Annotated in this window: 16 protein-coding genes, 1 pseudogene and 1 other annotated feature; of the genes and pseudogenes, 1 reads left to right on the top strand and 16 read right to left on the bottom strand. The window is 55.2% G+C overall.

Annotated elements, in window-relative coordinates; all coding sequences use genetic code 11:
* Window positions 1–231: 231 nt before the first annotated feature.
* The 8 genes from LOS79_RS32395 to LOS79_RS32360 form a co-directional block, all read right to left on the bottom strand.
* A complete protein-coding gene (locus LOS79_RS32395) occupies window positions 232–1,389 on the bottom strand; it encodes a GGDEF domain-containing protein (protein WP_315415187.1) in 1,158 nt (385 codons plus the stop codon).
* Window positions 1,390–1,449: 60 nt separating this feature from the next.
* A complete protein-coding gene (locus LOS79_RS32390) occupies window positions 1,450–2,607 on the bottom strand; it encodes a GGDEF domain-containing protein (protein ID WP_315415186.1) in 1,158 nt (385 codons plus the stop codon).
* A 218-nt stretch (window positions 2,608–2,825) separates the two neighbouring features.
* Window positions 2,826–4,202: a UDP-N-acetylmuramate--L-alanine ligase gene (gene murC / locus LOS79_RS32385; RefSeq protein WP_315415184.1), complete on the bottom strand. Its 1,377-nt coding sequence runs from the start codon at window positions 4,200–4,202 to the stop codon at window positions 2,826–2,828.
* A 7-nt stretch (window positions 4,203–4,209) separates the two neighbouring features.
* On the bottom strand, window positions 4,210–5,586 hold the full coding sequence (locus LOS79_RS32380) for a bifunctional folylpolyglutamate synthase/dihydrofolate synthase (RefSeq protein ID WP_315415182.1): 1,377 nt from the start codon (window positions 5,584–5,586) through the stop codon (window positions 4,210–4,212).
* Window positions 5,587–5,591: 5 nt separating this feature from the next.
* On the bottom strand, window positions 5,592–8,228 hold the full coding sequence (locus LOS79_RS32375) for a valine--tRNA ligase (RefSeq protein ID WP_315422563.1): 2,637 nt from the start codon (window positions 8,226–8,228) through the stop codon (window positions 5,592–5,594).
* Window positions 8,229–8,396: 168 nt separating this feature from the next.
* Window positions 8,397–8,714 (bottom strand) — a binding site (T-box leader).
* 116 nt (window positions 8,715–8,830) lie between these two features.
* Window positions 8,831–9,490 (bottom strand): stalk domain-containing protein, encoded by a 660-nt coding sequence (locus tag LOS79_RS32370; protein ID WP_315415181.1) that lies wholly within the window; start codon window positions 9,488–9,490, stop codon window positions 8,831–8,833.
* A 235-nt stretch (window positions 9,491–9,725) separates the two neighbouring features.
* Complete coding sequence (locus tag LOS79_RS32365; RefSeq protein ID WP_315415179.1) at window positions 9,726–11,180, bottom strand: LysM peptidoglycan-binding domain-containing protein; 1,455 nt, start codon at window positions 11,178–11,180, stop codon at window positions 9,726–9,728.
* A gap of 139 nt (window positions 11,181–11,319) precedes the next feature.
* Window positions 11,320–12,726 carry a glycosyltransferase family 4 protein gene (locus LOS79_RS32360; protein WP_315415178.1) on the bottom strand — a complete coding sequence of 469 codons (1,407 nt, stop codon included), beginning with the start codon at window positions 12,724–12,726 and terminating at the stop codon, window positions 11,320–11,322.
* Window positions 12,727–12,926: 200 nt separating this feature from the next.
* Between LOS79_RS32360 and LOS79_RS32355 the strand changes: the two genes are divergently transcribed.
* The gene (locus LOS79_RS32355; RefSeq protein ID WP_315415176.1) at window positions 12,927–14,171 is read left to right on the top strand and encodes a GGDEF domain-containing protein; all 1,245 of its coding nucleotides are present in this window, start codon (window positions 12,927–12,929) and stop codon (window positions 14,169–14,171) included.
* Between the two features lie 183 nt (window positions 14,172–14,354).
* Here LOS79_RS32355 and LOS79_RS32350 read toward each other — a convergent pair whose 3' ends face one another.
* The 8 genes and pseudogenes from LOS79_RS32350 to hemC form a co-directional block, all read right to left on the bottom strand.
* Window positions 14,355–15,215 carry a KPN_02809 family neutral zinc metallopeptidase gene (locus tag LOS79_RS32350; protein ID WP_315415174.1) on the bottom strand — a complete coding sequence of 287 codons (861 nt, stop codon included), beginning with the start codon at window positions 15,213–15,215 and terminating at the stop codon, window positions 14,355–14,357.
* A gap of 256 nt (window positions 15,216–15,471) precedes the next feature.
* Window positions 15,472–16,026, bottom strand: a complete 555-nt coding sequence (locus LOS79_RS32345; RefSeq protein ID WP_315415172.1) for a hypothetical protein — start codon at window positions 16,024–16,026, stop codon at window positions 15,472–15,474.
* A 189-nt stretch (window positions 16,027–16,215) separates the two neighbouring features.
* Window positions 16,216–16,665 carry a hypothetical protein gene (locus LOS79_RS32340; RefSeq protein ID WP_315415170.1) on the bottom strand — a complete coding sequence of 150 codons (450 nt, stop codon included), beginning with the start codon at window positions 16,663–16,665 and terminating at the stop codon, window positions 16,216–16,218.
* Between the two features lie 425 nt (window positions 16,666–17,090).
* Window positions 17,091–17,819, bottom strand: a pseudogene (locus LOS79_RS32335) (RluA family pseudouridine synthase); the annotation flags it as partial.
* Window positions 17,820–17,965: 146 nt separating this feature from the next.
* Complete coding sequence (gene hemL, locus LOS79_RS32330) at window positions 17,966–19,267, bottom strand: glutamate-1-semialdehyde 2,1-aminomutase (protein ID WP_315415168.1); 1,302 nt, start codon at window positions 19,265–19,267, stop codon at window positions 17,966–17,968.
* A gap of 42 nt (window positions 19,268–19,309) precedes the next feature.
* Window positions 19,310–20,308 carry a porphobilinogen synthase gene (gene hemB, locus LOS79_RS32325; RefSeq protein WP_315415167.1) on the bottom strand — a complete coding sequence of 333 codons (999 nt, stop codon included), beginning with the start codon at window positions 20,306–20,308 and terminating at the stop codon, window positions 19,310–19,312.
* 83 nt (window positions 20,309–20,391) lie between these two features.
* Entirely contained in the window at window positions 20,392–21,939 is a 1,548-nt protein-coding gene (cobA, locus tag LOS79_RS32320; protein WP_315415166.1) for a uroporphyrinogen-III C-methyltransferase, read from the bottom strand.
* A 138-nt stretch (window positions 21,940–22,077) separates the two neighbouring features.
* Window positions 22,078–23,100 carry a hydroxymethylbilane synthase gene (gene hemC, locus LOS79_RS32315; protein ID WP_315415164.1) on the bottom strand — a complete coding sequence of 341 codons (1,023 nt, stop codon included), beginning with the start codon at window positions 23,098–23,100 and terminating at the stop codon, window positions 22,078–22,080.
* Between the last annotated feature and the right edge of the window lie 475 nt (window positions 23,101–23,575).

Raw genomic sequence — 23,575 nt, 5'->3', positions numbered from 1 at the left:
TGTGTCCGGCACTGCCGGCTGTCTCTAGCATATATTACCCCAAATCCCCTCTGACCTTTGTCGTAGTTTGACATTAATATAATATTTTCAAAAAAATGTAATTCAGCCTGATTGTATGCAAAAAGACCAGCCGGCGGTTTCCCGGTACAATACCGGATACGCTGGCTGGCCTTATAGCATACTCGAAAGCTGAATATATTTCAAAAATCAGGAGCTTCCTCCTGCTCCCTGTTATCCGTAGCTTCTGACGACACGGTCTCTTCCCTGCTGCTTCGCCTGGTAAAGCGCGGTATCGCTTAGCTTGTATAGCGTATTAAGCGGTACCCGCTCACCCGAGACAATCGTGATCAGGCCGATACTGACCGTATACGAGAGCGGAATGCCTTCAATTGTGGCATCATGCACTGCCTGGCGCAGCCGCTCTGCGGTCTCCCCGCTTTCCGCCTCATCCGACCGGTGCAGCAGCACGGCAAACTCCTCACCGCCAAATCTTCCGAACAGGTCGCCGTTTCCCAGCTGCTGCTCAATTCTGCGGGCAAAGTCCTGCAGCACCCTGTCACCCGTGTCATGGCCGTACGTATCATTCACCTGCTTGAAATGGTCCACATCCAGCAGCAGGAAAGAAAACGGGGTGAATTCCCTGGCAGCAGCAGCAATCAGCGGCCGGGCACGCAGCACGAAGGCTCTGCGGTTAAGTATGCCGGTAAGCTCATCGTAGGTGGCAACACGCTCCAGCTCCGCATAAGACTGCTCCCGGGAGAGCAGCATGAACCCGGCGGTTCCAAGGAACATGAGCAGATAGATTCCGATATAGTAAAGAAACTGCACCCACTCTCCGGCGTGTGATTCTGCAGGCGGAAGATAGAACAGCCTGCTCGCCATGCCCAGCAGCGACAGTATGACAATCCCGTACAGCAGGCCCATAATTTCCTGCAACGGAGTCTTTCTTACCTTCCAGCCGAGAATATAGGCAGGATAAACCAGCAGCAGTGCTCCGGCCAGGGCAGCCGAGGCAACCAGCAGCTGAATATCGGAACGCAGCAGGTACAGCAGCAGCAGGCAAAGCGCTATGCTTCCGGTAACCGCATAATAAATCCGCTTAATCCGGCTGGAGTAAACCTCCAGCAGCTTCAGCAGCGCGAAGATTTCAATCATGCCTCCGGCCAGATTCAGGAGAACAATGACAGGTATGGCGAATCTGAAATGATTATATTGCCAAAGCATCAGCAGGGTCATAATGATCAGCTGCAGCACTTTGGCTGTAAGGAACAGCAAGGTTGTGCGTTCATTCGGATAATGCGAACGGTAAGCCAGAATGAGCAGAACCGTAAAAAAATTGCCGAAAAAAAGGCAAGCCAGCAGTGTTGCGAAATCCAGACTGGCAGGCATAACGTTTCCCTCCCTTGCCCCGCGATATCAATATGTATGATAACCATTCAGCCTGATCCTTTATCCGGCTCTGACCACCCGGTCTCTTCCCTCCTGCTTCGCCTGGTAGAGCGCCCGGTCGCTGAGCTTGAATAAGGTACTTAAACCGGTCTGCTGATCCGGCAGTACTGTAATGATGCCGATGCTTACGGTATACAGGCAGGCTAATCCGTGCACCGAGGCCGCCTTGACGGCTTCCCGCAGCTCTTCTGCCTTGAGGCTGCTGCTCTGCACATCCTGACCGCACAGCATGATGGCGAACTCTTCGCCGCCTACCCGGCCGAACAGGTCACCGTTATCCAGAGCGCCCTCAATAGTCAGCGCGAAGTCCTGGAGCACCTTGTCGCCGTTATCATGCCCGTAGGTATCATTCACTTTTTTGAAATGATCCAGATCCAGCAGCAGCAGGGAACAGCATTCCTGCTTCCTCGCTGCCAGAGCCAGCTTCAGCTCGGCCTCCAGCAGGAACGCCCTGCGGCCAAGAATACCGGTGAGGCTGTCATAGGTGGCTATACGCTTCAGCTTCTCGTAAGAATGCTCATTTGAGAGCATAACGAACGCAGCAATGCCTCCGGCCAGCATGATGAACATCCCCATATAATATAAATACTGCGCCGGATTAGCTGTCAGCGGTCCCATCCCCGGTTCTACGAACAGGGCAACGAAGGTGCGCAGCAGCATTACGGCGGCAACGGAGTAGAATATACTGCCCAGAATGTTCTGCAGAGGCGTCCGTCCCTTAGCTGTTTTCAGGCGGTATCCGGGATATATCACAAACAGCAGCACCCACAATGAGGTCGAGGCTACCCGCAGATTGGCATGATTGAAGAACAGGATAATTATAGCAAAGCTGAGGATACTCCCTGCAGCCAGCCCTGAATAATAGAGCTTGGCCTTGCGGTCCAGCATTCCCATCAGCTTAAGCAGTGATGTTATTTCCAGTCCGCCTCCGGCTAAGATCAGCGCATTGCTGAGCGGTATGGCAGCCGTCTGCGGAATACAATCCCACAGCAGAATAGAGCTCCAATAGACAACTTGAATCCACTTGGAAATAATAAACAGAATAGAGCCCGTATCCTTGGAGAAATGATAGCGGTAAAAAGTAATCAGCAGCGCGGAAAATAAATTCCCCAGAATGAACAAATATAACAAGGTCTCAATATCTAGCTGAACGTCCATAAATACACCACCAAATGTGCGGAGATACATTCTCTTATCCCGGGAATGAAATCTTTCACAAGCTATATCGGCACAATGAGTGTATAATTTCACTTCTATTTTCAGGAATCCTCCGGATACACAAAGAAACGGCTTCGCCGTCCTTGTTCAAGGAGCGAAAGCCGTTTCTGCAACAATGCTTATCATCCGGAAGGCCAAGAATAACTTACCAGGCTTGCTTAACGGTTCTTGAGGCTGTCCGCCAGCGCATATCCGACCTTCCAGATATCGCCGGCCCCCATGGTAATGACCAGATCGCCAGGGGCAATGCGGCCCTGCAGGTCTGCCAGCACAGCTTCCTTGGTCGGCAGATGTCTCGCTCCCGCATTGCTGTTCTGCACAATCAGCTCCACCAGTCTGGCGGAGGTAACGCCCTCTATCTGCTTCTCGCCGGCAGGCGAGTAGATGTCCGTGATAATTACTTCATCCGCTTCACTGAATGCACGGCTGAACGCATCAAGCAGGAAGAAGGTCCGTGTATAGCGCTGCGGCTGGAATACTGCAATAATCCGTTTACCGGTGGCCTTCGCCGCACTGATCGTTGCCTGGATCTCCGTAGGGTGATGAGCATAGTCATCAATGACGAGAATCTCATCCACCTCTCCGAGCACCTGGAAGCGCCGCTTTGCTCCATGGAATTTCACGATCGCCGCAGCAATCTCCTCAAAGGCAATTCCAGATTTCAGGCAGGAGATGACTGCCGCCATCGAATTATACAAATTGTATTGTCCCGGAATCGACAGCTCAATACGGCCCAGAACCTCCGTTCCGTGATTCATGGTATAGGACACCTGACGGTCGCCCAGAACGATATCCGTTGCCGTGTAGTCCGCAGTCGCGGAATGAATTCCGTAGGTGATCACCTTCCCGGTCACTTGCGGCAGCAGCGATTTCACATTCTCATCATCCGCACACACAATGGCCGTTCCGTCTTCACGCAGCTGATTCATAAACTGCACATAAGCTTCCTTCAGCCGGCCGAAGTCGCCGCCGTAATTCTCCAGATGGTCTGCTTCAATATTCGTAACAATCCCCAGCCAGGGATGGTACTGCAGGAAAGAACCGTCGCTTTCATCCGCTTCAGCAACAACATACTCCCCTTGTCCTGCCTTGGCGTTCGTGCCGACATTCATAATCTCCCCGCCAATGATATAGGTAGGGTCCACACCGCACTCTTCCATGACCAGAGCGATCATTGAAGAGGTTGTAGTCTTGCCGTGCGCACCGGCGACAGCTACGCCTTTGCGCTCATTCAGCAGCCGGGCAAGCATCTGCGAACGGTGCAGCACAGGGATTTTCAGCCGTTCTGCCTCTACCCACTCTACATTGTCTGAAGCCAGCGCTGTAGAATATACGACCAGGTCTGCGCCTTTGACCTGCTCCGCCGTATGTCCGATATAGACCTTGGCGCCTTTGGCAATCAATTTCTCCGTTAACTCTTGGGCAGCTACATCAGAGCCTGTAACTGTATATCCCATCTCCAGCATCACCCGGGCAATCGCGCTCATACCGTAGCCGCCGATCCCTATAAAATGCACGCGTTCAGTAGTATCCAACAGTTCGTCACCAGCCTTTTTCAGAATCGGGTTGCCGTAAAAGCGTACTGCGCACATCAGAAATCAAATACAGCGTTCCGGATACGACGGCAAGGTCATCATCCGCTGTGATCCTCTTCAGCAGCTCTAGCGCTTGGCCCCAATTACGTTCTACTATGATTTCCAAGTTTTCCTTGGCATATTTATTCCGCAGAGATTCTGCGATAGCCTGCAGAGCTTCCGCGTCCATTTTCTTCCGGAAATCCGGTTCGGTCAGGATGAGCGTATCCACTATAGGCAGTATATGCTTGAGATACGGCTCGTGATGCTTATTTGCCAGCATCCCCATGAGCAAATTTAATTTACCGTAAGGCTGGAACTGCGGCAGGCTCCTGGCCAGGCTCTCTGCACCTTCCGGATTATGCGCCCCGTCCAGAATAATTCGCGGCGAAGTGCTTACTTCCTCCAGCCTTCCGGCCCAGAAAGTGCTGCGGAAGCCCTCCAGCACATCTTCGTCCTCCAGCATGAAAGCCATATACTGCCGGAGCACCTCAAGCACCATCATGGCCCCGGCTGCATTCTCCAGCTGATGCTCGCCTCTCATAGCGATATCAAGCGCAAGGCTGCGGAACGGGCCCTTGAAGGTGAAATGCTGGCAGCCGTCCTTCTGCTCTACACCGCTGTAGCTGAAATCTTCTCCTGCCAAGTAGAGTGTAGAACGGGTAGACGCGGCTTTGGCCTTCAGCACAGCAACCGCCTCCGGCTGGCTTACACAGCTGACCGCAGGAACGCCCGGCTTAATAATTCCGGCCTTCTCACCCGCGATCAGCTCCAGTGTATCGCCGAGTACATCGGTATGATCATGCCCGACATTGGTAATGACCGACACCACCGGAGTAACGATGTTCGTTACATCCAGCCTTCCCCCAAGACCAGTCTCCCATACGACTACATCCGGATAACAGACTTCCCCGTAATAGAGGATGGCCAGCGCAGTCGACACCTCGAACATCGTCGGTGAGCCGAGCTCCCCGGCAGCCATCTCCTGAACGAGCGGAAGCAGCTTATTCGCGAGTGCAAGCAGGGTCTCCTCGGGAATATCCGTTCCGTTATACTGGAAGCGGTTCGTGAATTTCGTAATATAGGGTGAAGTAAAAGTCCCCACCGTATAACCGCTCTGAATGAGCACCCGGGTCAGAAAGGCACAGGTTGACCCTTTGCCGTTCGTCCCCGCCACATGAATAAACTTAAGCCTGCGGTGCGGATGTCCAAGCCGTTCCATCAGGAGCTCTATCCGCTCCAGCCCCGGCCGGATGCCAAAGGGGATCAGGCTGTTGATCCATGCTACCGCTTCAGTATAAGAATTTAAGGGAGCGGCACTGCCGCTCCGGGTGATCTCTTCCATGTCTCTTATCCTCTCAGCTCTGCGATGCGGGCCAGCACCTTATCGCGTCTATCGGAATAGTCCGCCTGCTTCGCCCGCTCCTCTTCGATGACTTTGGCCGGTGCCTTGGCAACAAAGCCCTGGTTGCTGAGCTTCTTCTCCACACGCTCAACTTCGCTGTTCAGGGTCTGCACTTCTTTTTCCAGACGGGCAATCTCCTGATCAATATCAATCAGCCCCGACAGCGGCAGCAGCAGCTCGGCTCCGGTAACCACAGCAGACATTACCTTATCCGGAGTCTGCGGCGCAAGGCCCGCTTCGAAGGAGGAGGTGTTGCAGAAGCGCCCGATGTAATTGTCATTGCGGGAAATAATGCTTAAGGTCTCTTCACTGCCGGCCTTGATGATCAGCTCGACCTTCTTGCTCATCGGCACGTTCACTTCCGCACGGATATTCCGAACCGCACGGATTACATCCATCAGCAGATTCATTTCCGCTACAGCCTGCGGATTCTCAAGCGCGGTGTCGTACTTCGGCCATTCAGCCAGCGTAATCGTCTCGCCCTGATGCGGCAGATGCTGCCAGATCTCCTCTGTAATGAACGGCATGAACGGATGAATCAGGCGCAGTGTACGGTCAAGCACATAGGCCAGAACGGATTGTGTCTTGGCTTTGGCGGCAGTGTCCGTTCCATACAGTGAAAGCTTGGCGAATTCAATATACCAGTCGCACAGGTCATCCCAGATGAAGTTGTACAGCAGGCGGCCGGTTTCGCCGAACTCGTACGAGTCCATTAGACGCGTAATGTCGCGGGAAGTTTCGTTCAGGCGGTGCAGAATCCAGCGGTCGGCTGTACTGAGCTCACCTGTAATATCAATATCTTCAAAGGATACGCCTTCGAGATTCATGAGTGCGAACCGGGAAGCGTTCCAGATCTTGTTGGCGAAATTGCGCGCCTGCTCTACCTTTTCCATCCGGAACCGCAGATCCTGGCCGGCTGTGCTGCCTGTAGTAATCATGTAGCGCATAGCATCTGCACCGTACTGCTCAATAACATCCAGCGGATCGATCCCGTTGCCGAGGGATTTGGACATTTTGCGGCCTTCCGCATCCCGTACCAGGCCATGCATCAGCACATCGGAGAACGGCTTCTGCCCGGTGAATTCCAGTGCCGAGAAGATCATCCGGGCTACCCAGAAGTAAATAATATCGTAGCCGGTAACCAGCACATTATTCGGATAGTAGCGCTGATAGTCGCTGCTGCTCTCGTCAGGCCAGCCCAGTGTCGCGAACGGCCAGAGGTTCGAGCTGAACCAGGTATCCAGGACATCCTCATCCTGCTTCAGGTCCGTCAGGCCGCTGATCCGGCGTGCTTCCTCTTCATCATTCGCCACTACAATCTCACCGGTAGACTCAGAATACCAGGCCGGGATCCGGTGGCCCCACCACAATTGGCGGGAAATACACCAGTCGCGGACATTCTCGATCCAGTTCAGGTAAGTCTTCTCGAAGCGGTCAGGTACGAAATTAACACCGTTGCCATCCTTCTGCGCAGCGATAGCCGCTTCAGCCAGCGGCTGCATCTTCACGAACCATTGGGTGGACAGGTACGGCTCAACTACAGCTCCCGAACGTTCACTGTGCCCAACCTGATGCACATGATCCTCGATCGACACCAGCACGCCCTGCTCCTTCAGGTCGGCAACAATCGCCTTGCGGCAGTCACTGCGGTCCAGCCCCTGATAGATGCCGGCTTCCTCATTCATAACGCCGCCTTCATCCATCACATTAATCTGCGGGAGATTATGGCGCATGCCCATCTCAAAGTCGTTAGGATCATGGGCCGGTGTAATCTTCACCGCACCGCTGCCGAACTCCTTATCCACATAATCATCGGCAATAACCGGAATCTCCCGGCCGGTAATCGGCAGAATCAGCGTCTTGCCGATCATATCCTTGTAACGCTCATCCTTAGGGTGCACCGCTACCGCTGTATCGCCCAGCATCGTTTCCGGCCGGGTTGTAGCTACAGTGATGTAGCCGCTGCCGTCCTTAAGCGGATAACGCAGGTGGTACAGATGGCCGTTCACTTCCTTATATTCAACCTCGATATCCGACAGCGCCGTACGGGCAGCAGGGTCCCAGTTAATAATACGTTTGCCGCGGTAGATCAGGCCCTTCTGATACAGCTGGATGAACACCTGGCGTACGCCGGCGGACATGCCTTCATCCAGGGTAAAACGCTCACGCGAGTAATCCAGCGACAGACCCATTTTGGCCCACTGCTCATGAATGGTTTCCGCGTACTGTTCCTTCCAGGCCCATACCTGCTCCAGGAATTTCTCGCGTCCCAGATCATGACGGGAAATGCCCTGCTGGCGCAGCTTCTGCTCCACCTTGGTCTGCGTAGCAATTCCGGCATGGTCTGTGCCCGGCAGCCACAGTGTATCGAAGCCCTGCATCCGCTTGGTGCGGATCAGCACATCCTGCAGGGTGAAATCCAGCGCATGTCCGATGTGCAGCATTCCCGTTACGTTCGGCGGCGGGATTACGATGCTGTAAGCCTCGGCATCCGGGCGTTTGCCGGCTTCAAAGAAACCGTTCTCCATCCAATAGGCGTACCATTTCTTCTCTGCCGCTCCCGGATCATAGGTGGTCGGCATATCGCTTTGCTTGTGACCCGCAGCTGCGGTGCCTTCCGCCGCTTCCAGCTGGTCCGGCAGCTTCTCTGCTGTGTTGTTGTTATCAGCCATTGTGAACCCTCCATTAGATAATAATGAGATGTTTTTTGTATTCTGTGAGTTTCTGGAAATACAAAAAGACCCTTCGTCTCAAAGGACGAAAGGCCATTCTTTCGCGGTACCACCTTTGTTTCGCGCTAACAGGGTGACAACGGCTGCACCGTCCTGCTAAGGACAGTCTCCGTCACCTCCACTCCGGCTCCCTTACGGGTCCCTGAAGCCCAGCGCGACACTCATGCAGATAACGGCTGCGTCCGGCCCATCCTAACCTGCTCCCCATAGGAAAAACAAGCTCAGAAGGGCGACTCCGGGGCGACTTCGGGGGCTGCATCCTGCGGAAGTTCACAGCAACTACCATTCCGCTCTCTGAAGGGCTGACCGCCTACTCTTCCCGTTCCCAGTCTTTATTGTAGTTAATACTTAGTTCAATAATACATTTAGTGCTATTCCTAGTCAACCAGCATACGCACAAATCGCTGTGTTTATACCGCAGCGGATGAAACACCGTCCCGCCGCAGTACCGCTTACTTCCCGCTCCAGATCACGTCGACGATATTATAGCTCTGGCTGCTGCCCGTTCCCGGAGCGGCATCCAGCGTAACGGAAAACGTGCTTCCGGCATCAATAATGGTGAAAGCTGCCGCAGATATCTCCTCTGATTTGCTGACAGCACCCTTCTGCGCAAAATATTCCTTATACGTATTGCCGAGCGTCTCCAGGTCCTGCTTCGTCGAATAGCTGAATGTCGCGGACGGCGTACCGGTCACAGCGCCTTCGATCAGATCAAATACCTTGGCGTCAGAGGGGAGCGGGAAGTCAGCCGGCAGACTCTTCGGACGCTGCACCGCTGCTGCGGCCGTTCCTGCCGGGGAGGCCCCGGAAGTTGTCCCGGAGGATGAAGAGCTGCCGATAATAACGCGGCTGTTCTGAGCATCGTAGGTGACGGAGGTATTCACCGCTTCACCGACTGAGCGGATAGGCAGATAAGTTATGCCGTTGTATGTGATCGGGGCAAGCGGTTTGCCGTTTCCGTCTTTGAGCGAATAGGCTTGACCGTTCACGATAATCGCCAGCTTGTGATTCAGCGACGCCCGGATCTCCTGCAAATTGCCTGCGGCATAGCCGGCCGATGCCGTCATTACCGCGCCCAGTAGGATCGCGGCTGCCGTCACTTTTTTCCTCATTGATATCTCATCCTTCCACAATTAGGGTACACCGACACGAAGCTGTCTGAACAACGCATGTATTTAGAGTCGATAGTGACCATTAACCCGTCCTGAACCGTTTTCAAACGGTCTGACCGGCAGACGCCCTGCCTGAAGGCAGCCGGCACAGAAAAGCCGTATCAGCTGACATCACAGCCATTTCTTCAAACAAACAGCCCCCGCCGGAAGCGGGGGCTGCCTACTATATTCTGTCTCAGGGAATATACAGAACCTGGCCTTCTTCAACACTCTGCCCGGAGAGCCGGTTGTACATAGACAGCTCTCTTGCACTGAGCTGATATTTCTCAGCGATCGTATCCAGTGTTTCCTCACGCTGCACAATGCAGAGCCGCACTTTGCGGAACAGCTCCGCTCCGCTAAGGCCGCCGATGAACCGGCTTTTCCATTCGGTATCATTGCCGGGCTCAGGAATGGCGGCTTCCTTCGGGGCATTCCTCTCGGAATTCTGAACCTCCAGCTCCTTGTTGGCACGGCTTGAGCTGAGCAGGGACGAGAAGGTCAGCGGCTCCTGTCCTATTGCTCCCGGCTCTTGCTTGCTGCCCAGGCCAATCTTGAGATCCTGCTTCTCCTCCTGGAGCGGCAGAACTTCTTCTGCCTCAAGACTCACATTCTCTGCTGCCTGAATCTCTTCCGGCACTTCAGGCAGTTCTTCATTACCGGCTATGGCCTCAGCGGCCTCACTGGCTGCAGAAATGACTGCCGGCTCCGCCGGCTGGACCGCATGCAGGTTAACATTCCCCCAGTGCTGGGCGGCTGTGCCTGCAGGAATTCCCGGGTCCTCATCCTGCGGCAGGGCAGAAATATAAGACGCTTCCGCCCGGTCAAACGGATTCGCGTAATTCGCGGCAGATACCGGCTCAGCCTGGAATGTATCCCGCACCGGCGGCGCTTCAGCTTTCTCTCTGGCGGACAGGAAGTAGCTGGATACCGGTTCTGCAGCCGGCTGGCTGTAGGATGGCTGTCCGGCTGCAGCCGCTCCCGGCGAAGCTCCAGCTCCGGCACTGTCCAGGCTATGTGTTCTTGCCCGGGGTTCCTTGTCCTTCAGCTGTGCGCTAACAAAGGCCGCCGGCTGGGTATACACAGAGCCCTCCAGGAACAGCGGGTTACCGGCGGCTTCTGCCGGAGCCGCATACTCCTGCTCCTCCACAGGCACCTCTGCCACCCCCTCGCCATAAGTCCAGAGCGAGTTCTCATAAAGAACATCGCCCTCCTGAGCACGGCTGTCCGGCCCGGCTGCGGGCGAGTAGGCTACCGTATATTCCTCCTGCTGCCAGGCCGGCTGTGCATCCGCGCTGCCGATTCCGCGCAGGGAGAGTACTCCTGTAATATTGACAGTTCGCATCGTAAGCAGGTCAATATCGAAATTCTCGATCTCCACCCCTATGTCTTCAAGTGAGCTGACCCGGGTCAGCGGGACTGTGATTTCAACGGGAATCGCATGCTCCAGACGCTGCGTGCGATCATCTTCCCCCCGGTAGAGCCCGGTGAGCAGCAGCTGGCCGTACAGCTCCGCCCGGTCCTCCCGCTGGATTACCTTGATGTCGGGAATCAGTTCGACTTCCTCCAGCTCAGCTATTCCCGGAAGCTCTTCTGAAAGATGAATCCGCTCATAGATATCAAACCGCAAGCCGTGTGACTGGTCAAACACGGGAAATGTCCTCCTTCTTGGCATAATCTATCCCTGAGACAAGCCCAGAGCATAAGCCCAAAATGTTACTCCACTCATGTATATGCTTCAAACAGGAAGGCATGACAACTTTGGGCTTAACCTGCGGACAGGATATTTATCAGGCGAGCGGCAGCGCCGTACGGCAATCCGGAATAGAATAATGCTGCGGCAGCCTGCGGCGGAGCGTATCTGCAAGCGGCAGCCCCGGCTGCAGCCCGTTCAGTACATCGGCAGGATGGAAGGCATGGGGAATGCTTACCGCCGCCTGCCCCGCTGCAGGATCAGGGCGCTCCGCAAGGCTCTGCATCGCAATGGCCTTGCGGTACACTGCAAGCGTGCCCGCTGCCATCACATCCAGTGAGCGTTGCTGCGCAGCCCATTCCCTTGCCTGGAAGCCGGTCCTTACCCTCAGCTCCTCATCGCCGAGCAGCTCTTCCAGCAGGCCGGCCAGCCGGGCGGCATCCCCGGGCGGAACAATCCAGCCCGTCTCTCCATGCCGGACCATCTCCGGCATCCCCGCCGTTCCGGCCACAACCGGCGCAATCCCGGCCAGCTGTGCTTCAGTGACCGAGAAGGGCTGTGTATCCTGCAGGGAGGGCTGGACATAAATATCCGCATCCCCAAGCGCTGCCGGAACATTATCCAGCTTCCCGGTGAAGAGGATCTGCTCCAGCACCCCCAGCCGGACGGCCTGCTCCTTCAGCTCCTCCAGCAGGCTGCCGATGCCGGCCACTACGCAGACCCAGTCCTGACAGCGCTTTTGCAGAATTCCAAGCGCCTCGATCAGCACATGCACGCCTTTGATATATTCAAGCCGCCCGGCGAACATGATGACACGTTTCCCGCCGCTAATCTTAAGCACAGAAGGCTCCTCCGCCCTGGCGGCATACTGCTCCAGATTCACTCCGTACGGCAAGGTATGAATCCGCTCCCCGTCCACCCCCAGATCCCGGGTCAGCCCGCCGATCCAATTGGAAGAGACCAGAATCCTATCCGCCGACCTTGCGCCCAGCGTCTCCATCCTGCGGAAATATTTCCAGATCGGGCGGCTCTCATACCTCTCCCGGGTGAGCTCAGGCTCCAGCCCTTTGTACTCATAGAATGATTCCCGGGTTAACGCTCCGTGTACACTTGTGACCAGCGGAATCCGGCGCCGCATAATCCGCCGCAGCGCATACGATGCAATAGGGTCCTGGGCGTGAATAACATCATACTCCTCAAGGCCCAGTACGGCCGCTCCCCCTTCAAACACATAACGGCCCAGCTCAAAGCTGAATATCCCGTGCTCCAGATGCAGATGCGGAAACCGGACACTATCAAGCTGCGGCAGCAGCTGTGTATAGTAGGCTTTTTTATCAAAAGCTTCATTCCGGTCCAGCAAATACAACGTATTATTCTCTGCATGACTGCCCATCAGCGTTACGGAGTGGCCCTGCTCACTCAGCTTGTCAGCCAGCTGCCTCATATACGTCCAGATTCCGCCCATATTGGTCAGCCCCCAGTAGGTAACCAGCAGTATCTTCATACGTTTATCTCCTCTCCCCTGCTTATCAAATGACTTGTGCACGGGCTACGCCGCCCCGTATTATCAGATTATTATATGAATGCTGAAGTCTATGGGACACGGGTATCTGTTTCAATCTATAAATATTCCAAAATAACTTTTAATCAAAAAACATCTTTTCGGTTATAATCGTTATAAATACTGAAAGGAACACTCCGCTTATGGCTAAAGCAAGGTTATTTGACCTTTTTCTGTTCGTTGCTTCGGCGGCTATAGCATTCATCCCCGAATATCCTGTGGCCCTGGACCATACATATATACTGGCAATGCTGCTCTATACACTCTTCTCCACCTTCTACTTTCAACTGCGGATCGTAACCAGGAGCGGGAATTCCACAATAGATTACGCTATCAGCTATACTTCTTCGTTTGGGATTTTTGCCGGACCGCTGGGCACGTTTCTGTTCGAGGCCGTGTACCGGTTCATCATCTATTTCTACAAAAAGAAAACAGGCACCGCCGATCCCGGAGAATTCCTGGATACCTTCTACAACATCGGCTCCTTCACTCTGGGCGGCTCGGCGGCTTATTATCTGTACACCGCGCTTACCCCGCTGGCCGGGAGAATTCCGTTTGGCTACTGGCTGCTGTTCCTGCTGGTTGTCTGTGTTACAACGCTGCTCTCTTCTACGTTTCTGGTGATCGCCGTTACACTCACGGGAGACATCAAGACACGCAAAGAAGCGCTGAACCTGCTGTTCAGAAGCCGGAGCCTGCTGGACTTCAGCAAGGTAGCCCTGACCAATGCCCTGCTGCTGCGGCTGCTGCAAATGGAGAAATGGGAGATGCTGGTCGCCCTCTTCCTGCTCAACTACATCGTCAGCCTGTCCTTCTACTCCAAGGCGCAAAGCGCCCAGCACAAATATGAACGCGACAAGTTCGAGCAGATGGCTTACCGTGATTTCCTCACAGGGACCTATAACCGGGCCTACATGGATAAGATGATGAAGGAGCTTAACCAGAGCGGGGAGTACATCGGAATTGTAGTAGCGGACATCGACCGGTTCAAAAAAATCAATGACACGTATAATCACGCCGTCGGCGACCGTGTAATTATTCATTTTGCCGGCACGCTGACCAAACATCTGCAGGAGGGGGACATCCTGTTCCGCAGCGGCGGGGAAGAGTTCACCCTGTTCCTCCGCAATAAATCCTTCAGGCAATGCCAGGCGCAGATTCAGGGGATTCTCGACAGCTTCCATAATCAGAGCGTAACTGCCGAGTTCGAGGACAGGCCGATCAGTGTGCCGTATTCCGCCTCCTTCGGACTCTATTATTACAAGGCGGACCCCGGCCAGAAGTCGTCTATGGAAAAAGGCTATGTCTGCGCAGACCAGCTGCTGCTGGAATCCAAAAAGCTCGGCCGCAACCGGCTCTCGTACCGCAATGACCTTCGTCCGCAATAAGGCTTTAGAACGGTGAAGACGAGGTACGGGAGCGCTGCATCACAGCAAAAAGAGGGTTGTCCCCGCCACCGTATAACGGCGTTGGACAGCCCTCTTGTCTTTTCAGCTCATGTGGTTGTAGTGTAGGTGTACAAGTTCCAGTTCCAGTTCCAGTACAAGATCCAGTTCAAGTTACTGCTTCTGTTACAATTCAGCCGCATTAAAGGTATCTCCGCCTTCAATCGTGCCGGAGTTGAACCCTTTGTAGAACCAGCGCTTACGCTGCTCGGAGGTTCCGTGCGTGAAGCTGTCCGGCACCACATAACCTTGCGCCCGCTTCTGGATCGTATCGTCGCCGACCGCACTCGCCGCAGTCAAGGCCTCCTCCAGGTCGCCTTCCTCCAGCAGATTCATCCCCTGGGCATGACTCGCCCATACCCCGGCATAGTAATCCGCCTGCAGCTCGAAACGGACCTGATACCGGTTGAATTCGGTCTCGCTGAGACTCTGGCGCAGGGAATTCAGCTTATCGGAAGCTCCAAGCAGCGTCTGGACATGATGGCCCACCTCATGGGCAATTACATAAGCCATCGCGAAATCACCCGGCGCATTGAACTGCTGCTGCAGCTCATCATAGAAGCTGAGATCAATATACAGCCTGGCATCGCCTGAGCAATAGAACGGTCCGACAGCCGAGCTGGCGGTTCCGCAGGCAGAATTCACACTTCCGCTGTACAGCACAAGTGTCGGATCCTGATAGGTCATTCCCTGCTCCCGGAACATCTCGGACCAGACATCCTCGGTATCTGCCAGAACTACAGATACAAATTCGGACAATTCCTTCTCCTGCGCACTCTGCTCGTAGGGAACGTTCGAGCTGGTGTCTGAGCCGCCGGTGGAGGTCAGATTTCCCATGATGTCACCGATATTTCCGCCGCTCAGCAGAGTAACGATCACAATCACAATGATCCCGGTGATCCCTCCGCCAACCAGCTTGCCGCCTCCGCCCCCGCGGCCTCTGCGGTCTTCCACGTTACTGCTGCCTCTTCTGCCCTGCCATTTCATAGTCTTACCCCCAAGTCTATTTCCGGTTACAGGATATATTTCATCTTATTACTGTATACCCATATTTGCAGGACATCTACTCTCAAGTATCCGGATCAGGATAAACGTATCTTAATTCCGCACATTTTGCTTACTTTGGTCTATTGTTCTGCTGCTATCCACAATTGTTCAGTTTATATCATTTCCTGTACGACAAAAAACTCCCCCACAGCCGGAGCCGTGAAGGAGTCACGTTTATCTATGGTTAGAACAGCAATTACTTCGCAGCCTTGGCAGCTTCCACAATCGCTTTCAGATAACCTTGGGTATCTACCAGAGTAGCGCCGCTTACTGCATCAACTACCTGCTCAGCGGTTTTCTTGGTAACAGTCATTTCCAGGGATTTGATAGTTTTGCCTGTAGCGAATTTCTCGATAGCAGCCAGGTTTTTGTCATAAGCAACGGTAGAGCCTCCTGCTTCAGCCATATGCTCGCTGTAATATTTAGCATTGGCTTTCTTGGAAGCCAGAACTACGGCAGGGTCTTTGTAGCCGTTTGTGCCAAAGTCCTTATCGGAGTTTGGTACGCCAGTTGCTACATCAGTGCTCAGGAATTGATAATCATCCAGCGAAGCGGCAACGATTACGCCGTTCTGCACTACAGCTACTGCTACTGTAAAGCATTTGGTACCATGAGCTGCTGCTTCTACACGGCCTACCTTAAGAGGTGCGCTTGCTGCAGAAGTTACGTTGTTAAGAGCACCGCTGTTGCCTACTCCTACAACCGCCAAAGAGATGCCGGCTACGAGCATTAGTTTTGTTAATTTTTTCACAAAGATTCCCCCAGTTAAAGTGATAAGAAACGCTTACATACTATATTTATCAATATATTGGATATTCGTCTGTTACAAATGTTACTAGGAAAATGTAAATACCTGGTACATCTATTGCCGGAAGGAAATAAAAGGGGGCATCTGGAGAAAATCGGCCTGAAAGCCAAGAAAAAGCAGCCGATTGTAAAATCAGCTGCAGTTTTCTTCAACCTCTATTCCGTCATTGCTGATGGTTACCGTGGACGATCCCGACAAATATTCCGTGTAGGAGCATACCCCAATTGTCTTTACTTCATCCGGCTCCCGCGGATCCGTATAATGCAGATAAATGCTTCCTTCGCCGCTTAAGCTCAGCTCCGGCTTGATCGTGAGAGTGCGTCCGCTGCTTAGCGTGTGCCCAAGCTCGTCCTTGGCTGCAGCTTCCGCTCCTGCCAGGGCCGATGCGCTTGTGGTCACTCCGGCAGCAGTAATATTCAGCTTATAATCTGACTGGTTATGCACCGTAACCCTGAAGCTGCGGAACTGGTCCGCCAGCTTCAATATGCCGAACTCCTGCTCCAGCCGCACCGCCAGCATAATACCGGCGGCCAATACTACTGCGGCAGTTACAATTAGAATCTTTTTATAATTAAGTCCCACAGGCTGCTCATCTCCTTATACAGTAAGACGAACGTTTCAGCGGAAATGTATCAGGAGCGAATGATAAGTTACTCCTGCGGTTCACCGCCCAGCTTCCCGCGCAGGCGAAGCATATCCCCGGGCCACGGGTCGGCCACTTCGACCGGCTTCCGGGTCCAGGGATGGGCAAATACAAGCATCTCGCCATGCAGCGCCTGCCGGTCGGAAGCGCCCGGCTTTAGATTCAGTTCTCCCTTGGCCTCCAGCTTCGTCCCCGGCTCCAGTTTCGCCGGAGCTCCCGGCTTAAGCGTCCCTTGCAGCCCGAAGGTGTTGCCTGCCTTCTCCTGCTCTTCAAACCAGGCCGTAATCGCCGACTTCGCCCCGCCTGCCGCAGTGCGCTGCGGCGGAGCTGCATTCGCTCTGCTGCCCGCTGAACTGCCGGCCGTGTCCCAGCCCGGGCCGCCGTACAGGCTGTCCCCGTACAGCGGGTGGCCGGCATGGCTGAGGTGGACCCGGATCTGATGCGTGCGGCCCGTCTCCAGCTGAACCTTCAGCACCGTTCCGCCGCCCGGCAGGACCTCGCGCCCTATAATCCGCGTTACCGCCGCCTGCCCTCCAGGTGAGACCCGCCTGCGCGCCGCATGATGGCGGTCACGGCCAATCGGAGCGTCAATTACCGTAAGCTCGGCAGGTACGCTGCCTGCGACAATTGCGGCGTAGAGCCGGGACACGCTTTTGCCGCGCATATCTTCATCCAGCACCAGCTGGGCATATTCATTCTTGGCATATAGCACCGGACCCGTTGTGTCCTTATCCAGCCGGTGAATATGCCGCACAGCTGTACCGCCGCCGGAAGCAGCATAATGCGCTGCTACAAGATGATCCAGTGTTACACCTGTACCGCTGCCGTCGGGATGAACTGCCAGCCCAGCCGGCTTGTGGACCACGAGGCAGAAATCATCCTCGTACAGCACAGTTAAGTCTTGCCAGACCGGCTCAATTCCCGCTTCCCGCTCAGGGAACAGCGCCAGCCGCAGCCGGTCGCCCCTCCACTGGATGCCGTCCTCACGCCGCAGCCGCGCATGCAGCTTCTCCGGCATCCCGGCTGTGCCGAGCAGCCACTGGTCGATGGCTGCCTGCCGGTCGGCTGCGCCGGTGATGACCCGGCCCGGCATGGCCTCAAGCCATTCCCCGCGCCGGGTCCATTTGCCGCCGCCGGCAAAGCCTATAGCGTTGGCAGCGGCAGCCCCTGCGCCGGCTTCCCCGCCAGGGGCAGCTTCAGCGCTGCCGTGCTTGCCGGACTGATCCTCCGGCCCGGCCGTCATAGCGATTTCAGGGCATTATAATGGCCCTCAATCGTATCATCTATATCCTGCTCACTGTGTGCAGCAGAGACGAACATCCCTTCGAACTGGGACGGCGGAACGCTGATGCCCTGATCAAGCATCGCGCCGAAATAACGGTTAAACAGCTCCAGATTACTGGTCTTTGCTGTTTCGAAGTTGAACACTGGCCCTTCCGTGAAGAACGGGCAGACCATAGAGCCCACACGGTTAATCGTAAGCGGTATCCCGGTCTCCTCCGCATTGCGCTTCAGTCCTGCTTCAAGGCGGGCACCCAGCGTTTCCAGACGGGCATAGACCTCCGGTGTCAGCAGCTTCAGCGTGCTGTAGCCGGCCGCCATCGCCAGCGGATTACCGCTGAGCGTGCCAGCCTGATAGATCGGGCCGGACGGGGCAATCTGCGCCATAATCTCTTTTTTGCCGCCATAAGCTCCTACCGGGAGTCCTCCGCCGATCACCTTGCCGAAGCAGGTCAGGTCAGGGTCCATGCCGAACAGCCCTTGCGCACATCCGCGGTCTACCCGGAAACCGGTCATCACCTCATCAAAAATCAGCAGCGCCCCATACCCCGTAGTCACCTTGCGGAGCCCCTCCAGAAAGCCCGGAAGCGGCGGCACAACGCCCATATTCCCGGCAATAGGCTCGACAATAACAGCAGCAATCTCGTTGCCGTAGCGCTCAAAGGCGATTTTGACCCCTTCCAGGTCATTATAAGGCACTGTAATCGTGTTAACCGCTACTCCTTCAGGAACACCAGGGCTATCAGGCAAGCCCAGCGTAGCCACCCCGGAACCGGCTTTGATCAGCAGGCTGTCGGCGTGACCATGATAGGAGCCTTCGAACTTAAGGATCTTGCTGCGTCCGGTGTACCCGCGGGCCAGACGAATCGCACTCATGGTGGCTTCCGTTCCCGAATTCACCATACGCACGATATCTACCGAAGCTACACGTTCAACTACAGTCTTGGCCATTTCCGTCTCCAAAAGAGTAGGCGCACCAAAGCTTGTCCCTTTGACTGCCGTCTCCTGGAGCGCCTTCACGACCTCAGGGTGGGCATGACCCATAATGAGCGGTCCCCAGGAACAGACGTAATCGATAAAGCTGTTGCCGTCAATATCATAAATGCGCGAGCCTGCGCCCCGGTCGGCATAAATCGGGGTTAATCCTACAGACTTGAACGCCCGGACCGGGCTGTTCACACCGCCGGGAATATATTGCTTCGCTTCTTCAAAAGCCGCCCGGGAAGCCTCTTCCCGCCGCTTAAGTGGCATATCACTCATGCTTGTTCACTCCTGCTCTGCTGGATTGGTGGGACGTTTTCCTTAGCCGCGCAGCCAGCGGGCTGCATCCTTGGCAAAATAAGTAATAATAATATCGGCTCCCGCACGCTTCATGCCGGTCAGCATTTCGAGCACAACCGCCTGCTCATCGATCCAGCCCTGCTGCGCAGCCGCTTTGACCATCGAATATTCACCGCTGACATTGTAGGCTACGAGCGGCAGGTCGAACTGGTCACGGATGGTACGGATGACATCGAGGTAGGCCAGCGCCGGCTTAACCATCAGCATATCGGCCCCCTCCAGCACATCCGAATCAGCCTCACGGATCGCTTCACGGAGATTAGCCGGGTCCATCTGGTACGTTTTGCGGTTGCCGAACTGGGGCGCGGAATCTGCCGCTTCACGGAACGGGCCGTAGAAGGCGGAAGCGTACTTAACCGAATAGGACATGATCGGCACATGCTCGAAGCCATTCTCATCAAGCCCGGTGCGGATTGCCTGCACGAACCCGTCCATCATGTTGGAAGGCGCAATAATATCGGCTCCGGCCCGGGCCTGTGACACCGCCGTGCGGGTGAGCAGCGTAAGCGAAGCATCATTAATCACGTCACCATGCACCACACCATCAACCGTATGGGTATGTACCATGCCGCAGTGGCCGTGGTCGGTGAATTCACACAGACAGGTATCAGCGACGACCAGCAGCTCAGGATACCACTGCTTGATCAGCCGTGTGGCCTCCTGCACAATCCCATCCTCTGCAAAACCCGACGAGCCGATAGCATCCTTCGTTTCGGGAATCCCGAACAGCAGCACCGCCGGAATCCCCAGCGCAGCAATCTCATCCACTTCCGCTTTCAGGGTATCAAGCGAGAAGTGATACACGCCTGGCATGGAGCCAATTTCATTCTTCACACCGGTGCCGTAGGTGACAAAAATCGGCTGGATAAAGTCCAGCACGTTCAGGACAGTCTCCCGCACCATCCCCCGGATTCCGGCTGTACCGCGCAAACGGCGGTGTCTAACGATTGGAAAGCTCATTGCTAAATCCTCCTGTACAGTAAGTATATAAATCCAGCCTATCCGCTTGAGACTAAGCCCATCCCGTCATCTGAGCCGCAGGATTATCTAAGTCTTGTGGATTCGTTCCAGCGGCACAGCTCCTGAACCAGTCCTTCAATAGTCGCTTCGTCCGGCAGCAGTCCCGGAGTCAGTCCGGCCTCTACTGCAGTCTGTTCCGTGACCGGACCGATACAGGCGATCTTGACTCCCGCCAGCAGCTCCAGCGGGTCTTCCAGACCCATCCGCTTCAGGATATCCATGAAGTTCCGCACCGTTGAAGAGCTTGTAAACGTCACGGCATGAATCCGTTTCTCCTCCAGCAGCTTCATGAGTTCAATATCATCCTCACCGGTGGCCACCGTCTCATAAGTATCCACCTCGGTCACCGCAAGCCCCAGCTCCCTCAGCTTGCCGGGCAGCCATTCGCGTGCCAGATCGCCGCGCGGGAGCAGCACCCTCTGCCCCGGCTGCAGCTGACCGCCAAAGGCTTCAATCAGCCCCTCTGCCTGGAACCGCCCAGGCAGCTCTTCGGCGATCAGCCCGCGCTCCGCGAGCGCTGCAGCCGTAGCCGGTCCTACCGCGCATATCCGCGCACGGTGCAATCCGCGGATATCCGCCTTCAGCTGCGTCAGATGGCGCATGAAGAAGTCTACACCGTTGGGACTGGTGAAGAACACCCAGTCATACGCTGCAAGCCCGCCAAGCGCCGCAGCAATCTCCGCCTGCTTGTCCGCATCCCGCTGCATTACCGTCTCGATGACCGGGAACTCATACGGTTCGCCGCCAAGCTCCTCGATCCGCTCCACCAGCTCGCTTGCCTGGCTCCGGGCCCGCGTCACGACAATGCGCTTGCCGAACAGCGGCAGCGCTTCTGCCCACATGAGCTGCTCACGCTGCAGCACGACATCGCCGACAACGATAACAGCCGGCGGCTGGAAATCCGCCGCCTTGACCTTCGCCTCAATGTCGGCAAGCGTACCCGTCAGCGTCTCCTGATCGGCACGCGTACCCCAGCGCACCAGCGCCACCGGCGTTTCCGGCGGACGCCCGTGCTTGATCAGCTGGGCGCTGATATAGCCGATTTTGGCAACGCCCATCAGGAACACCAGGGTACCGGTGGCATTGGTCACCTTATCCCAGTGGATGGAATGATCCAGCTTATCCGGGCTCTCATGGCCGGTAATAATCGACAGGGAGGAGGCTACCTCCCGGTGGGTTACAGGAATGCCGGCATAGGCCGGGACGCTGATGGCCGAGGTAATACCCGGCACAATCTCGTAATAGATGCCATGCCGCCGCAGCAGGTCCGCTTCTTCACTCACCCGGCCAAAAATCACCGGGTCCCCGCCCTTCAGCCGCACCACCGTCTTGCCCTCAAGCGCAAGATCGACCAGCAGTTGATTGATAGCCTCCTGCTTCATCGTATGGCGGTCCGGAAGCTTGCCAACGTATATTTTCTCTCCGCCAGGCTTCATCCACTTCAGCAGTCTCGGGCTGGCCAGCCGGTCATAGACCAGCACATCAGCCTTCCGGATACACTCCAGACCCTTCACTGTAATCAGCTTCGCATCTCCCGGACCTGCTCCTACAAGATAAACCTTCCCCGCCATTTCCGTCATCCCCTTATCACCTTATCCGTCACCATTCACAGCACTGTCCAACCTCATCCGCTACCCTGCAACTCTTGCTCCTAATATCTGCTTACTCTTAACATCAGCTATTCTGTACATCTGCTGGCTTGCGGCTGACTAGTGCTTAACATCCGCCAAAATCTTCTCCGCTCCCCTGGCAATCAGCTTACGGGCAACCTCCATACCGAGCTGCACCGGATCTTCGCCTGTACAGGTCTCCTTCAAGATCACTGAGCCATCCGGTGTTCCCACCATTCCGGTTAATGTGATCTGCGGCCTTGCAGTACCCGCTATTTTACTCTCGCTTGTAGCCGGGATATCCTCTTGTGCCGCAGCCGTTCCGTCAGTACTGTTGCCGGCAGCAGCATTACCTTCCGTAAGCACCGCAAAAGCACCTATCGGCACCTGGCATCCGCCGTTCAGCGCACCAAGGAACGTCCGCTCAGCCGTGACCGTAATCGCCGTCTGCTCATCGTTATACAAGGCAAGCAGCTTGCGCAGCTCTGCATCATCTTCCCGGCATTCTATGCCGAGTGCCCCCTGCCCCACAGCGGGCAGACAAACCTCCGGCGGCAGATAAGCGGTTACCCGGTCCTGCCACCCCATGCGTGACAAGCCTGCTGCCGCAAGCAGAATCGCATCATATTCACCGTTCTCCAACTTCTTCAGCCGCGAGTCAATATTACCGCGCACCGGCTCAATGATCAGGTCCGGCCGGAGTGCAGCCAGCTGGCTGGAACGGCGCAGGCTGCTCGTTCCAACCCGTGCTCCCTGTGCCAGTTCCTCAAGTCCATCCCCGCCGCCGGAGATCAGGCAGTCACGCGGATCCTCGCGCTTCGGCACCGCACCATTAATCAAACCCTCCGGCAGTTCGGAAGGCATATCCTTCATACTATGTACAGCCATATCGATCTCTCCGGCCAGCATAGCCTGCTCAATCTCCTTGACGAACAGACCCTTGCCGCCCACCTTGGACAAAGTAACATCCAGAATGCGATCACCTTTAGTAACAATCTTATGCACTTCAAAAGTAAAATCCAAACCATGCCCGCTGCTCAGCCGCTCCAGATCAGCAATAACCTGCCCCGTCTGCGTTAACGCCAGCGCACTCTGTCTGCTCCCCACAATAATCTTCCGCATGAACCATTCCTCCTGTTCAAGTCACCTGCTCTACCCCGCTTACGTTTGAAATTAAGGGTACTTTTACCCTTATTTCGCTCATTTCAGCCGTTTATGCTGAAATTAAGGGCACTTTTACCCTTATTTCGCTCATTTTAGCCGTGTTCGCTGAAATTAAGGGCACTTTTACCCTTATTTCACTCATTTCAGCCATTTACGCTGAAATTAAGGGCACTTTTACCCTTGTTTCGCTCGTTTTAGCCGTGTTCGCTGAAATTAAGGGCACTTTTACCCTTATTTCACTCATTTCAGCCACCAGCAGGCAGAATGCTCGTGCCAGACCGTAACTTCCCCTGCTAATACGTTTCGTCTTCCGTAAACAACACTTTAAGTAGCTACTTATACCAGCCCATACGTTCCCCTGCCGCGCAACAAGCTCCGTCTTCGTTCACTTTAAACCATTCATCAAACAATATGCTGTGCTAAGTTCACCCAG

It is taken from the genome of Paenibacillus sp. MMS20-IR301 (genome assembly GCF_032302195.1).
Lineage (GTDB): Bacteria > Bacillota > Bacilli > Paenibacillales > Paenibacillaceae > Paenibacillus_AQ.
Note: the sequence above shows the minus strand (reverse complement) of the source record. Positions and strands in the feature narration are given on the sequence as shown.